At 68.5% G+C, this 14,221-nt stretch carries 10 protein-coding genes; 6 read left to right on the forward strand and 4 right to left on the reverse strand.

Going from position 1 to position 14,221, the window contains the following annotated elements:
- Positions 1–2: 2 nt before the first annotated feature.
- From egtB to ABIC35_RS11750, 4 genes are read left to right on the forward strand one after another with little or no spacing between them, the layout of a single operon-like run.
- A complete protein-coding gene (gene egtB, locus ABIC35_RS11735; RefSeq protein ID WP_436286777.1) occupies positions 3–1,274 on the forward strand; it encodes an ergothioneine biosynthesis protein EgtB in 1,272 nt (423 codons plus the stop codon).
- The gene (gene egtD / locus ABIC35_RS11740) at positions 1,274–2,251 is read left to right on the forward strand and encodes an L-histidine N(alpha)-methyltransferase (RefSeq protein WP_121072004.1); all 978 of its coding nucleotides are present in this window, start codon (positions 1,274–1,276) and stop codon (positions 2,249–2,251) included. Before egtB ends, egtD begins: the two co-directional genes overlap by 1 nt.
- Positions 2,252–2,294: 43 nt before the next feature.
- The gene (locus ABIC35_RS11745; protein ID WP_121072006.1) at positions 2,295–3,296 is read left to right on the forward strand and encodes a threonine aldolase family protein; all 1,002 of its coding nucleotides are present in this window, start codon (positions 2,295–2,297) and stop codon (positions 3,294–3,296) included.
- Complete coding sequence (locus ABIC35_RS11750; RefSeq protein ID WP_121072008.1) at positions 3,293–4,213, forward strand: DMT family transporter; 921 nt, start codon at positions 3,293–3,295, stop codon at positions 4,211–4,213. Before ABIC35_RS11745 ends, ABIC35_RS11750 begins: the two co-directional genes overlap by 4 nt.
- Here the strand turns inward: ABIC35_RS11750 and ABIC35_RS11755 are convergent.
- From ABIC35_RS11755 to ABIC35_RS11765, 3 genes are read right to left on the reverse strand one after another with little or no spacing between them, the layout of a single operon-like run.
- Positions 4,123–4,896 (reverse strand): NAD(P)-dependent oxidoreductase, encoded by a 774-nt coding sequence (locus ABIC35_RS11755; RefSeq protein ID WP_183049459.1) that lies wholly within the window; start codon positions 4,894–4,896, stop codon positions 4,123–4,125. The two genes, ABIC35_RS11750 and ABIC35_RS11755, sit on opposite strands and share 91 nt — an antisense overlap.
- A 50-nt stretch (positions 4,897–4,946) precedes the next feature.
- Positions 4,947–6,551: a M28 family peptidase gene (locus tag ABIC35_RS11760; RefSeq protein WP_121078924.1), complete on the reverse strand. Its 1,605-nt coding sequence runs from the start codon at positions 6,549–6,551 to the stop codon at positions 4,947–4,949.
- Between the two features lie 6 nt (positions 6,552–6,557).
- Positions 6,558–8,210, reverse strand: a complete 1,653-nt coding sequence (locus ABIC35_RS11765; RefSeq protein WP_121072012.1) for a M28 family metallopeptidase — start codon at positions 8,208–8,210, stop codon at positions 6,558–6,560.
- A 190-nt stretch (positions 8,211–8,400) separates the two neighbouring features.
- On the opposite strand from ABIC35_RS11765, the gene pepN reads away from it, so the two are divergent.
- Both pepN and ABIC35_RS11775 read left to right on the forward strand, forming a co-directional pair.
- Positions 8,401–10,989, forward strand: coding sequence for an aminopeptidase N (gene pepN, locus ABIC35_RS11770; protein ID WP_121072014.1), 2,589 nt, complete (start codon positions 8,401–8,403; stop codon positions 10,987–10,989).
- The gene (locus ABIC35_RS11775) at positions 10,989–12,497 is read left to right on the forward strand and encodes an ABC1 kinase family protein (protein WP_121072016.1); all 1,509 of its coding nucleotides are present in this window, start codon (positions 10,989–10,991) and stop codon (positions 12,495–12,497) included. Before pepN ends, ABIC35_RS11775 begins: the two co-directional genes overlap by 1 nt.
- A gap of 42 nt (positions 12,498–12,539) precedes the next feature.
- Here the strand turns inward: ABIC35_RS11775 and ABIC35_RS11780 are convergent, their stop codons facing one another.
- Complete coding sequence (locus ABIC35_RS11780) at positions 12,540–14,162, reverse strand: alkaline phosphatase D family protein (protein WP_121072018.1); 1,623 nt, start codon at positions 14,160–14,162, stop codon at positions 12,540–12,542.
- Positions 14,163–14,221 lie beyond the last annotated feature (59 nt).

Here is a 14,221-nt window from a genome sequence, read left to right on the forward strand (position 1 = left end):
GAATGCGAACGATGCCCGCCAATGCCGCCACCCCGGACGCCTTGGCGACGCAGTTCGCGGGCGTTCGCGCGCTCAGCACCGCGCTGGTGGCACCGCTCTCCGATGCCGATGCGACACTCCAGTCGATGGACGACGCGTCCCCGGCCAAGTGGCATCTCGCGCACACGACCTGGTTCTTCGAGACCTTCGTGCTGCGCGATCATGTGCCCGGCTATCGGCTGTTCGACGAACGCTGGCCCTTCCTGTTCAACAGCTATTACGAAGCCGAGGGGCAGCGCCACGCCCGCCCCCGCCGCGGCATGCTCTCGCGCCCGACGCTGGACGAGGTCCACGCCTATCGCGCCGCGGTGGATGCGGCGATCGTCGCGGCGATGCCGACCTTGCCGCCCGAGGCGCTGACGCTGATCGCGCTCGGCTGCCAGCACGAACAGCAGCACCAGGAACTGCTGCTCACCGACATTCTCCACCATTTCTCGGCCAACCCGCTCGAGCCCGCGATGTGGCCCGGCGCCGCCAAGGTCCCGGTAGCAATGCCCGGACCGATCGGCTGGATCGAAGGCGCGACAGGCCAGGCCAGCGCGGGCATCGATATGCCCGAGGATCTGGCGGGCTTCGCCTTCGATTGCGAGACGCCGCGCCACCCCACCCTTCTTCACCCGCATGCACTGGCAGATCGCACGGTCACCAACGGCGAATGGGCGGCGTTCATCGCCGATGGCGGCTATGCCGATCCGCGCCACTGGCTGTCGGACGGATGGGCCTGGGTGCAGGCCAACCGCATCGCCGCGCCGCTCTATTGGGCGGACATTGACGGCGTCTGGACCCGCTTCGGACTCGACGGCCGCCGCCCGATCGATCCGGCCGCGCCGGTCACCCATGTCAGCTTCTTCGAGGCCGATGCCTATGCCAGCTGGGCCGGCGCCCGGCTGCCGACCGAGTTCGAATGGGAAGCCGCAGCAGCGAGCGCCGATCCGCTGGGCGGCAACCAGCTCGATGCCGCCGGCCCGGTCGAGCCGCGTCCGTCCACCGGCGGCCCCGCCTGGTTCGGCGACGTGTGGGAATGGACCGGCAGCGCCTATCGCCCCTATCCTGGCTTCCGCACCGCCGAGGGTGCGGTTGGCGAATATAACGGCAAGTTCATGAGCGGGCAGTTCGTGCTGCGCGGCGGCAGCTGCGCCACCCCGCGCGGCCATGTCCGCGCCAGCTACCGCAATTTCTTTTATCCCCACCAGCGCTGGCAGTTCACCGGCGTACGTCTGGCGAAGGACCTCTGATGCTCAAGCAGGAACTCGAAGACGGCCAGGCCAGCCTTGCCGACCCCCATTTCCGCGCCGATGTGCTGACCGGCCTCGCCGCCAGCCCGCGCGCGATCCCGGCGCGCTGGTTCTACGACCGCCGCGGCTCGGAGCTGTTCGAGGAGATCACCGAGCTCCCCGAATATTACCCGACCCGCACCGAGACGGCGCTGCTCGAATCGATCGCCGGCGATCTCGGCGACCTTGCCGCGCCCAATGCAGCGGTAGTGGAATTCGGCTCCGGCTCCTCGGTGAAGACGCCGCGGCTGCTCCGCGCGATCGAGCCGGCCGCCTATGTACCGATCGACATCTCGGGCGAGTTCCTGCGTCATTCGGCATCGCAGCTTTCCCAGGCATTCCCGGGCCTGCCGGTCTACCCGGTCGAGGCGGACTTCCTGCGGCCGGTGCCGCTGCCTGAGCAGGTGTCGAAGATGCCTAAGCTCGGCTTCTTCCCCGGCTCGACGATCGGCAACATGAACGCGTGGCACGCGGTCGACCTGCTGCGCGCGATGCGCGAATGGCTCGGCGAGGGCGCGCGGCTGCTGATCGGCATGGACCGTGTCAAGTCGCCCGAGATCCTCGTCCCCGCCTATGACGATGCGGCGGGGGTGACCGCGGCGTTCAACCTCAACCTGCTGACCCGGATCAACCGCGAGCTCGACGGCACGATCCCGCTCGACGCCTTCCGCCACCGCGCGATCTGGAACGCCGACTATGCCCGGATCGAAATGCATCTGGAGGCGCAGCGCGACGTCGACTTCACCGTCGACGGCCGCCCCTTCACGATGGCGGCGGGCGAGACGATCCACACCGAGAACAGCCACAAATACGGCCCCAACGGCGCGCGCCAGCTGCTCCGTTCGGGCGGCTGGACCCCGATCGAGCAATGGACCGACGACAAGGACTGGTTCGCGCTGATCCTCTGCGAAGCCCAGCCGCTGCGCCGGGCGCCGTAACAGACCGTTGACCGGGCGTGTGCCAGGCCGCAAGGGTCTGGCCATGCGCTTCTTTTCGGACAATGCCGCCGCCGTCTGCCCGCCCGTGCTCCAGGCACTGGTCGACGCCAACACGCTTGATACCGCCTATGACGGCGATGCCTGGTCGAAGCGGCTCGACGGCGCCTTTTCCGACCTGTTCGGCACCCAGGTGCGCACGCTGTGGGTGCCTACTGGCACTGCGGCGAACTGCCTGGCGCTGACCGCGCTGTGCCCGCCGCATGGCGGCATCGTCTGCCACCGCGACGCGCACATCAATTGCGACGAGGGCGGCGCGCCCGAATTCTACACGCACGGCGCCAAGCTACTGACCGCCACCGGCCCCGGCGCCAAGCTGACGCCCGAGGCGATCCACGCCGTGATCGATCCGATCCGCAACGACGTCCATCAGGTGCAGCCGCACGCGATCTCGATCACCAACGCCACCGAATATGGCCTGGTCTATACGCCCGACGAAGTCGCGGCGATCGGCGACCTCGCCAAGGCCCGCAAGCTGGGCCTGCACATGGACGGCGCGCGCTTCGCCAATGCCGTGGCGCATCTCGGCTGTCATCCAGGCGACGTGACCTGGCGGGCAGGCGTCGACGCGCTGAGCTTCGGCTTCGTCAAGAATGGCGGCATGAGCGCCGAGGCGCTGGTGTTCTTCCGGCCCGAACTGGCCGACGTGACGCTGTACCGCCGCAAGCGCGCCGGACTGCTCTTCTCCAAGGGTCGCTATCTCGCCGCACAGCTGCTGGCGATGCTGGAGAACGACGTCTGGCTCGCCAATGCTCGCGCCGCCAACGCCGGTGCGCGACTGCTGGCCGAGGCGGCGGGCGACCGGTTGGTCCACCCGGTGCAGGCGAACGAGGTGTTCCTGAAGGCGAACCCCGCCGAAGCAGCGGGTCTGCGCGCGCTGGGCTTCGACTTCTACGACTGGGCCGAGGGCGAAGTCCGCCTCGTCACCAGCTGGGACCAGGCGGAAGATGCGATCCGCCCGCTGGCCCAGGCGATCGCGGCGCTGTGATCGGGGCACCGGCCCTGCCGCGCTCGGCGCGGATCACCGTGCTGATCCCCTTCCTGCTGGTGACGCTGATCTGGGGCTCGACCTGGCTCGTCATCAAGGACCAGCTGGCAGTGGTGCCGCCCAGCTGGTCGGTAAGCTATCGCTTCCTCGTCGCCGGGGTGACGACGCTTCTCTGGGCGACGTTCCGGCGCGACCGGCTGCTGCTCGATGCGCGCGGCTTCGCCTTCGCCGCCTGTCTCGGGCTCGCGCAGTTCGTGCTCAACTTCAACTTCGTCTACCGCGCGGAATCGCACGTCACCTCAGGGGTGGTCGCGGTGGTCTACGCGCTGCTGCTCGTGCCCAATGCGATCCTGGCGCGCATCTTCCTCGGCCAGAAGATGGGGCGGCAGCTTCTGATCGGCTCGATCGTCGCGATGGCCGGCGTGGCGCTGCTGTTCCTCCACGAGGCACGGCTCAACCCCGTCGGCCCGCACGAGGCGCTGCTCGGCATCGGCATCGCGCTGGCGGGCGTGCTCTCCGCCTCGGTCGCCAACGTCATGCAGGCGACCGGCACCGCCAAGGCCTATCCGATGGCGACCACCCTGGGCTGGGCGATGCTGATCGGGTCGGCGCTCGATGCGAGCTTCGCGCTCGCCACGGTTGGGCCGCCGGTGATCGAGACGCGGCCGGCCTATCTGCTCGGCATCGTCTATCTCGGCGTGATCGGCTCCTCGATCACCTTCACCATCTATTTCCAGCTGATCCGCACCATCGGCCCGGCCAAGGCGGCGTACACCAGCGTGCTGATCCCGGTGATCGCGATGCTGCTGTCGACGCTGTTCGAGGGCTATCGCTGGTCGCTGCTGGCGGTGGGCGGCGGCGTGCTGGTGCTGGTCGGGCTGGTGCTGGCCTTGAGGGCGCGCAGGCCTAATCGGTAATCGGCGTAGCGCGGTCGCCAGCCGAGCAGCCGCTTCGCCTTGCCGTTCGCCACCCGCCGGTTCTCGGCATAAAAGGCACGCGAGGCGGCGCTGAGCGCCACTTCGTCGGGCGTCACCGCCGGGCCGGGATCGATGCCCAGCAGTTCGGCGGCGTAGGCGAGCACCTCGGCCTGGGGCGCGGGGAGATCGTCGGCGAGGTTGTATGCGCCGGGCGGCCCTTCGAACGCCGCGATCACCCCGGCGACGAGATCGTCGACATGCACCCGGCTGAACACCTGGCCGGGGAAATAGACGCGCGTCGCTCCGGCCGCCATCCGCTCCAGCGCCGAGCGCTCGGGGCCATAGATGCCCGGCAGGCGGAAGACATGCGCATTGGGCAGCGCCCCCCAGCCGAGATCCGCCTTGACCCGGCCGCCACGACGCCCCCGCAGCGGCGCGCTCTCGTCCACCCAGCCCCCGCCGGTATCGCCATAGACGCCGGTCGAGGAGAGATAGCCGAGCCATTTGCCGCTCGCCGCGAGATCGGTGCCATAGGCAGCGAGCACCGGATCGGCCTCGCCCGGCGGGATGCTGGAGAGGATGTGCGTCGCCATCGCGATTTCCGCGCGCGTGCGTGCCTGATCGGCGAAGGTGGCGCGGGTGATGGTGGCGATGACTCCGCCGCCAGCCTCCACCGCCGCCATCAGCCGCGACGCGGTATAGCCGGGCCCGAAGACCAGCAGCCGGACGACGCTCACTGCGCGCTCCCGAACAGCATCCCGAAAAAGTCGCCCTGGTTCCAGCTCGGCCGCGCGTCGCCGTCGGCCAGCGTCTGCACCGTGGCGAGGCCGACATGCTTGTACTTCACCGCCGAATTCCAGTCGAACGGCAGGTCGATCTGATCCGAGGGCTTGTGGTAATTCTCGTCGAGGAACTTGCGCGCCGCCACCGCGCCGGTGCGGCCGGGGCCGGTATCGATCGACACCGCCGGGATGCCCGCCTGCACGAAGCTGTAGTGATCGGAGCGGACGAAGAACATCTCCTCCGGCTCGGGATCGGGCACCACGCCCAGCCCTTCCGCCTTGGCCGCGGCGGCGACCACCGGGCCGATGCTGGAGCGCTCGCCGCCCAGCACGACGAGGTCGACCAGCGGATAGGTGAGGATCGGCATGTCGAAATTGACGTCCGCGACGATCGAGCCCTTGGGCACCGTCGGGAAATGCGCGAAATAGTCGGAGCCGATCAGCCCCTTCTCCTCGGCGGTCAGCGCGACGAACAGCAGCGAGCGACGCGGCCGCTTGCCGCTTTCCTCGATGGCCTTCGCGATCTCCAGCAGCATCGACACGCCGATCGCATTGTCCATCGCGCCGTTGTAGATCGTGTCGCCCTTCACCGGCTCGCCGACGCCGACATGGTCGAGATGCGCCGACAGCACCACCGTCTGCGCCTTGAGCGCGGGATCGCTGCCTTCGATCCTGCCCACCACATTGCGGCTGTCGCGCGTCGACAACCGGGTCTTGCTCGCCACCGCGAGCGTGCCGGTGAGCGCGCCCGTCGGCATGCGGCTCCCTTTCGTTTGTGCGGCGAGCACATCGGACCAGCGGATCCTGGCGCCTTCGAACAGCTTGGCCGCGCCCGCCTGGCTCACCTGCCCTACTACCGGCGCATTGGGGGACACTGCGTTGGCAACGCCGTCCGGCCCAGCCCAGCCGGTGCGCGGATAGGCATAATAGGGCGCGAATTTCTCGACGCTGAAGTCCTTGGCGCGTGCGATCGTCTCGACGATCAGCACCGCCTTGGCGCCGCGCGCCGCCGCCAGCCGCGCCTTCTGCCCGTCATCGCCGAAATGGGCGTTCACTTCGCTGGGGAGGCCCTTGGGGGTACCGTCGAGGATCGCGACGATCTTGCCGCGCACGTCGAGGCCCTTGTAATCGTCGCGCTTCCCCTGCGGATAGACGATGCCGTAGCCGGCAAAGACCAGCTCGCCTTCCGCCTTGAAGTCGGGCGCCGAGGGCACCGGCTCGTTGACGAAATCCTTGCCGAAGGCGAACGGCACGTCCTTCCCCCCGCGCTTCAGCACCCAGCTCGCCTTCTCGGCGGGGCGATAGGTGGTGAGCTTTACCGGCTGGAACCAGCCGCCGTTCGCGCCCGGCTTGAGGCCGATCGCCAGCATCCGCGCGGCGACATATTCTGCCGCCACGTCATAGTCGCGCGTCCCTGCCTCGCGACCGCGTAGCGCGTCCGAGGCGAGGAACTGGACATGCGCCTTGATCGCCGCCTGTTCGGGGGTGAGCGGTGCTGCCTGCTGCGCCAGCGCGGGGCCGGCGAGCAGGAGCAGGGCAAGCAGCGAACGCTTCACCAAGACTTACTTCGCGCCCGGACCGTCATAGGTGAGGCCGAAGAAGTCGCCCTTGTTCCACACCGGCTTAGCGTCGCCATTGGCGATCGCATTGGCGATGCGGAAGTTCACGTCGACGAAGCGCACGCCCGACTGCCAGTTGATCGCCGGCTGCTGGTCGATCTGGTCGGAAGGCTGGTGATAGTGGTTCTTCATGAAGTGGTCGATCGCCGCGCGGCCGGGGCCGCCGGCACCCGGCCACAGGAACACCGAGGGCACGCCCTTGCGCACGAAATTATAATGGTCCGAACGCACGAAGATATTCTCGCCGGGCAGCGGGTCGTCGGACATCTTCACGCCGATCTCGGCCGCCGCCTTGGCGACAATCGGCCCCAGCGTCGAATGGTTGGCACCGTAGACCACGATATCCTCGAACGGATAGGTGATGATCGGCATGTCGAGGTTCACGTCGGCGACGATGGTGTTCTTGATCGTGGGGTTGTTGGCGAAATAGTCGGAGCCGACCAACCCCTTCTCCTCCGCCGTCACTGCCAGGAACAGGATCGAGCGCCGCGGCTTGGTGCCCGCCGCCTTGAAGCGCTTGGCCTCCTCGATCAGCGAAGCGGTGCCGATCGCGTCGTCGAGCGCGCCGTTGTTGATCGTGTCGCCCTTCGCATCGGGCTTGCCCACGCCGATATGGTCGAGATGCGCCGAGAGCACGACGACCTCGCCGGCCAGCTTGGGATCGCTGCCTTCGATCATCCCCGCGACGTTGAAGCTGGGCATTGGGGTCAGCGCGGTCTTGGTCGCGATCGTCAGCGTGCCCGGCAGCTGGATCGCCTTGAAGGTCGCGCCATCGACCGCGGCGGCCTTGGCGATCGCCGACCAGGGGGTCTTGGCGCCGGCGAACAGCTTCTCGGCACCGGCGAGGCTGAGCAGCCCCAAGCCCGGCGTGCCGGGTGCGGCGATATGGCCGGTGCCATCGGCATTGCCCCAGGTAACGCGCGGGCGGTTGGCATAGGCGGCGTACATCGCGAACGGCCGCGTCTTGGCGGTGAGCGGGGATTCGAGCGTGATATAGCCGACCGCGCCGTGCTTCTTCGCGATCTCTGCCTTGGCGGCCGGGTTCTGGAAGTGTGCGCCTTCCTCACCCGGGAAGCTCGACGGCGCGCCGCCGAAAAAGGCGACGATCTTGCCCTTCACGTCGACGCCCTTGTAGTCGTCGCGCCCCAGCCCGACGATGCCGTAGCCGACGAACACCACCGGGGCGGTGACGCTGTATTCGGGCTTCTCGGGGTTTGCACCCGCGATGAAGTCCTTGCCCGCTTCGAGCGTGACCGGCGCGCCCTTGCCGCGGCCGATCGACATCGCGCCGGTGCCGTCCAGCTTGTAGCTGACCAGCGGCACCTTCTGGAGATAGCCGCCGTCGTCACCCGCCGGCTTGAGGCCCGCGGCATAGAATTGCGAAGCGACATAATTGGCCGCGATCTCGAACTCCGGCGACCCCGCCTCGCGGCCCTTCAGTGCGTCGGACGCGAGGAACATCACATGGCTCTTCAACGCGGCCTGGTCGGCAGGTAGCGGCGCGGTGATGACGGCGTTCCGCTCGGCTGCGGTCTGAGCGAGCGCGGGCGACGCCGCGACGAGGAGAAGGGCAAGCGGCGCAGTCTGTCGGAGCATCGGGTTTCCCTGTGGATCGCAAGAATATTTCAAGCCTAGCAGGGATGCCAGGGTGGTCAATTCCCACCCGAGCATCCGGGCGACCATTGCGATTCCACAACGGCGAAGCGAAGCACGGATGACGGTTTCGCTGAAGGTAATCGAGAGAATAGAGTAGCAGCCGGGGCAGCTTGTCCTATATCGAACCGGTATGAGTGACGCCCGCATCGCCGCCGCAGCTCCCCAGGCCATTCGCCGTGAGGATTATCGTCAACCCGATTGGCTGGTGCCCGAAATCGCGCTCGATTTCGACCTCGACCCGGCCGCGACCCGGGTGCGTGCCACGCTCCACGTCTCCCGCAACGGCGCGCACGATCGCGCGCTGGTGCTGAACGGCGACGGGCTCGAAGCCGCTGCGGTGAAGGTCGACGGCGTCGCCGCGCAGAACTGGCGGATGGACGGCGAGGACCTGGTGATCCCGCTCACGGGTGATGCCCACACGATCGAAACCGAAGTAGTGATCGCGCCCGAGCGCAACACGCAGCTCCAGGGCCTCTATGCCTCGTCGGGCATGCTGTGCACCCAGTGCGAGGCCGAGGGCTTCCGCCGCATCACCTTCTTCCCCGATCGCCCCGACGTGCTCTCGAAGTACAAGGTGCGGATGACCGCGGACAAGGCGCGCTTCCCGGTGCTGCTCGCCAATGGCGATCCAATCGCGCTGGGCGATGCCGAGGGCGGCCGCCACTGGGCGGAGTGGCACGATCCCTTCCCCAAGCCGAGCTATCTGTTCGCGCTGGTTGCCGGCGACCTTGTCGCCAACAACGGCAGCTTCACGACCATGTCCGGCCGCGAGGTCCAGCTGGGCATCTATGTCCGCGCGCCCGACCTGCCCAAGACCGACCATGCCCTCCACGCGCTGAAGCTCAGCATGAAGTGGGACGAGGATGTCTATGGCCGCGAATATGATCTCGACGTGTTCAACATCGTCGCGGTGGACGACTTCAACTTCGGCGCGATGGAGAACAAGGGGCTGAACGTCTTCAACAGCCGCTACATCCTCGCCGACCCCGATACCGCCACCGACTGGGACTATGACGCGATCGCCGCCGTTGTCGCCCACGAATATTTCCACAACTGGTCGGGCAACCGCGTCACCTGCCGCGACTGGTTCCAGCTGAGCCTCAAGGAAGGCTTCACCGTCTTCCGCGACCAGAGCTTCTCGGCCGACCAGGGCTCGGCGGCGGTCAAGCGGATCGAGGATGTGCGCTCGCTTCGCGCCAGCCAGTTCCCCGAGGATGCCGGTCCGCTCGCGCACCCCGTGCGCCCGGACGAGTATATCGAGATCTCGAACTTCTACACGGCGACCATCTACAACAAGGGCGCCGAGCTGATCCGGATGATGGCCACCATCCTCGGCCCGAGCAAGTTCCGCGCCGCGACCGACCTCTATTTCGATCGCTTCGACGGTACCGCCGCCACCTGCGAGGATTTCGTGGCGAGCATGGAGGAAGCCGGCGGCGTCGATCTCGGCCAGTTCCGCCGCTGGTACAGCCAGGCCGGCACCCCGCGCGTCTCGGCCAATCTCGTGCAGGACGGCGCGACCACCCGCCTCGCCCTTGCCCAAACCGTGCCGCCGACGCCGGGCCAGCCGGTCAAGGAGCCGATGGTCCTCCCGCTCAAGATCCGCCTGTTCGGCGAGAAGAGCGGCGCGCCGCTGATCGACGAGCAACTGGTGCTGCTCGACAAGCCCGAGCAGGAGCTGCGCTTCGAGAACCTGCCCGAGCGGGCGGTGCTCTCGATCAACCGCGGCTTCTCGGCACCGGTGATCGTCGACGCCAATCGCAGCGCGGCCGACCTCGCCTTCCTTTCGGCGCATGACGACGATCCGTTCGCGCGCTACGAGGCGATGCAGCAGCTGATGCTCGACACGCTGGTCGCCGCGGTGACCACCGGCAAGGGCGAGCATGGCGCGCTGATCGACGCGGTCCGCAACACGCTGACCGATCCGTCGCTCGACCGCGCATTCATCGCCGAGGCGGTGCTGCTCCCCTCGGACAGCTTCATCGGCGACCAGATGGCGGTGGTGGATCCCGACGCGATCTTCCGGGCCCGGGAGGCGTTGCGCGCCGATCTCGGCAACCTGCTCGAGGCCGAATGGCGGGCTGCCTATGAGGGCGCCCGGGCAAACCGCTTTGAATATTCGCCGGCTGCCAAGGGCGCGCGCCGCCTGAAGAACGTCGCGCTCGGCTATATCGCCGCGAGCGGCGCGGCCGATGCGGCGGAGCTCGCTTTTGCCCAGTTCGACGCGGCCGACAACATGACCGATCGCCAGGGCGGCCTCGCCACGCTGGTCAACGGCACGTCGCCGCTGCGGGAGAAGGCGATCGAGGCCTTCTACCAGCGCTATGCCGGCAACGCGCTGGTGCTGGACAAGTGGTTCCAGACCCAGGCGCTCTCCTCGCGCGAGGATACGCTCGCCGCGGTCGAGAAGCTGGCCCGGCACCCCGACTTCACGCTTGCCAACCCCAACCGGGCGCGCGCGCTGGTCGGCGCGTTCAGCATCAACCAGCGGGCGTTCCACGATCCCTCGGGCCGCGGCTATCGCTTCGTCGCGGACCAGCTGATCGCGCTCGACAAGCTCAACCCGCAGACCGCCGCCAAGCTGGTGCCGCCGCTCGGCCGCTGGAAGCGCTTCGATCCCACCCGCGCCGCACTGATGCGGGGCGAGCTGGAGCGGATCGTCGCCAGCCCAGGTCTCAGCAAGGACATGTTCGAGCAGGCCACCAAGTCGCTCGACTGATGCTCCGGCTGCTCACCGCCACGGTGCGCGACTCCGCCCGCGTGCGGACCGTCGCCGCCGTGGCGGCGCGCTTCGGGCTGGGCGTGCTGCTGGAAAAGCTCGGCTTCACGGGCGAGGCGGATGCCGCCGATGCCGAGACCGGTGCACTGCCCCTGCCCCGCCGTACCCGGCTGGCGCTGGAGGCGCTGGGCCCCACCTATGTGAAGATCGGCCAGATCCTCGCTACCCGCGGCGACCTGCTGCCGCCGGAGTGGATCGCGGAGCTGGAACTGCTCCAGAGCGCCGCGCCGACGCTGCCCTTCGAGGAAATCCGCGCCGAGGTGGAAGCCGCGCTCGGCATGCCGCCGGAAGAGGCGTTCGCCTGGTTCGATCCGCGGCCGCTGGCCGCCGCCTCGATGGCGCAGGTCCACCGCGCGCGGCTGGCGGGTGGCCGCGAGGTGGTGCTGAAGGTGCGCCGCCCCGGCATCCGCGCAGCGATGGAAGCGGACCTTCGGCTGATCGGCGAGCTTGCCGCGCTGGTCGCGAAGGGCAGCGCCGAGGCGCGGCGGCTCGAGCCGGTGGCGCTCGCCCGCCAGCTCCGCCAGGCGCTGCTGGAAGAGCTCGACTTCACCAACGAGGGCCGCAACGCCGATTTGCTGCGCGCCGACATGGCGGACACACCGAACGTCGTGGTGCCCGAGATCCATTGGCAATGGACGTCCGAGACGCTGCTGGTGATGGACTATATCGCCGGCGTGAAGCCGGTCTCGGGCGAAGCGCTGCGGGCCGCCGGCATCGATCCCGAAGCCATCGCCGAGCTGGGCGCCGATACCGTGATTGCGATGGTGCTGGTCAACGGCCGCTTCCATGCCGATCCGCACCCCGGCAACCTGCTCTGCCTGCCCGGTGACAGGCTGGCGCTGCTCGACCTGGGTTCGATCGGCCATGTCGGGCCCAAGCGCCGCGACGAGTTCATCGCCTTCGTCCTAGCGCTGACCGGCGGCAACGCGCGCGCGCTCGCCGACACGCTGTCGTTGTGGAGCGAAGGACACGATATCCCCCGCCGCACCATCGACCGCGCGGCCGAGGCGATCGTCCAGCGGCACGGCGGCGGCAAGCTCGTTCTGTCGGCGATGATGCCCGACTTCCTGCGACTGCTGCGCGAGGAAGGGCTGGTGCTGCCGCCCGACCTGCTGCTGGTGTTCAAGGCGATGGTGACGATGGACGGCGTGCTCGATCGCATCGCGCCGGGCTTCGACCTGTCGGGCGCGATCGGCCGGGCGCAGGTGGCGCTGCTGGCGAACCGTTTCGGGCCGGCGCGGATGGCGGCGAGTTCGGCGGCGCTGGCGCTGGCCTTGGTGGAGCTGGGCGAGGATGCGCCCCGGCTGCTGCGCGCGGCGGCAGCTCGGCTGGAGGCACCGGCTGCGGATACCGGCATGGCGCAGGCGATCACGAAGGCGGGCGGGTGGATCGCGACGGCGCTGGTGGTCGGTGCAGGGCTACTGGCCGCAGCACTCTGGCTGCACTGAAACAGCATATCCTCCCCCGCCAGGGCGAGGATATGCTTGCACTCACCCCATCACGTTCCGGCCGCGCTGCACGATCGCGCTATGCCCCACGCTTGCCTTCAGGCTGCGCTCGGAGATCGTGTCCACGAACACCCAGTCGTTGCGCGCCTGCTCGGGCGTGAGCGTCAACGCCATGTAGCCGCGGCGGCTGGTGTCGCACCATTTCAGCTCGGGGTTCGCCTTCACCATCGCCGCGGCGATCACCTTCGGATCGGTCTTGAGCGCGCTTTCGAAGCCCGGCGAGGTCACCGCCTGCCCGGCGAACTCCACGCCCGCCGCCTTGCCGTCCTGCGCCAGGTCGAACGCCCAGGCATTATGGCTGTCGCCGCACACGACGAGCAGGTTGGCGCCCATGCTCTGCGACGACTTGAGGAACCGCGTCCGCGCCGCCGGATAGCCGCCCCAGCTGTCATAGCCGAGCGGCAGGCCCAGCTTGCCCGCCAGTACGCCAGCCTGGACATAGGCCTTGGCGCGCGGGTCCGCGTCGGGCGACAGCCAGTCCATGGCCGCGGCCGGGGTCGACAGATTGCCCATGATCGTGCCGAAGCCGACCACCTGCCAGCGCTGGCCCGCCTGCACGGAGCGGCGCATCGCATGGTCGAGCCACACTTCCTGCTCGCTGCCGAGCATCGTCACCGCCGGATCGTGCCACGGACCATCCCGGAAGGCGGTGAGCGCCTTGACCGGATCGGCTTCCTTGAACAGCGGCGCGACATCGGGCTGCTGGCTGCGCGCGAGCAACCGGCTCTCGGTGCGGAAGAAGGTGGCCAGCGTGCCGATCTCGTAGGTGCCCCAGGGCGTCTCGGAGACGGGCATCCATTCGCGGAACACCTGCATCGCCGCCACCTTGCGCGCGCTCCAGTCGCCTTCCGTGTCGGGCTGGTGGTTCTCGGCGCCGCCTTCCCAGCTGTCGTTCGCGCTTTCATGATCGTCCCACTGGACCAGCATCGGCTTGGCGGCGTGGAGCGCCTGCAGATCGGGATCGGCGCGGTAGCTGGCGTAGCGCAGGCGATAATCGGCGAGGTGGATCATCTCGCCCGCCGGCTCGGGCCAGCGGCCGCCGATCGCACCGCCCGCCGGCGCATAGCCGCCCTTGGCATATTCGTAGAGATAGTCGCCGAGATGCACCCACAGGTCGATGTCGTCGCGGGCGGCGGCATGGCCATAGGCGTTGAACCAGCCGAACGGCAGGTTCGAGCAGGAGAAGATCGCGATCCCGAAGCGGCGCGCGTCGCCCAGCGGCAGCGTCTTGGTGCGGCCGACGGGCGAGAAGCTGCCGTCGGGTGCGACGAAGCGGTAGAAATAGCGCGTATCGGGCGCAAGGCCGGCGACGGTCACCTTGGCGGTATGGTCGCGCCACGGGCCGGTGATCTGCTCGCCCTCCGCGACGATGCGGGTGAAGTCGGCGCTGGTGGCGATCTGCGCGCGCAGCTTCACCGCGCCGCCATCGGCGGGGACGTAGCGCGTCCACAGCAGCATCGTGTCCGGCCCCGGCTCGCCGCTCGCCACCGAATGGGTGAAGCCGCGCGCAGTCGCTTGCGCAAGCGCAATGCCGGGAAGTGCCAGCGCACCGATGCCGAGCGTTCCGGTAAGCAGCAGCGATCGGCGGTCGAGTCGGAGAGTCATTTTGTCGCGTCCCTTGTTCGGTCGAGCGCTCCCTGCCGTCGCCAGGTGTCGTGTTCGTG

Source organism: Sphingomonas trueperi (assembly GCF_040545965.1).
GTDB lineage: Bacteria > Pseudomonadota > Alphaproteobacteria > Sphingomonadales > Sphingomonadaceae > Sphingomonas > Sphingomonas trueperi_C.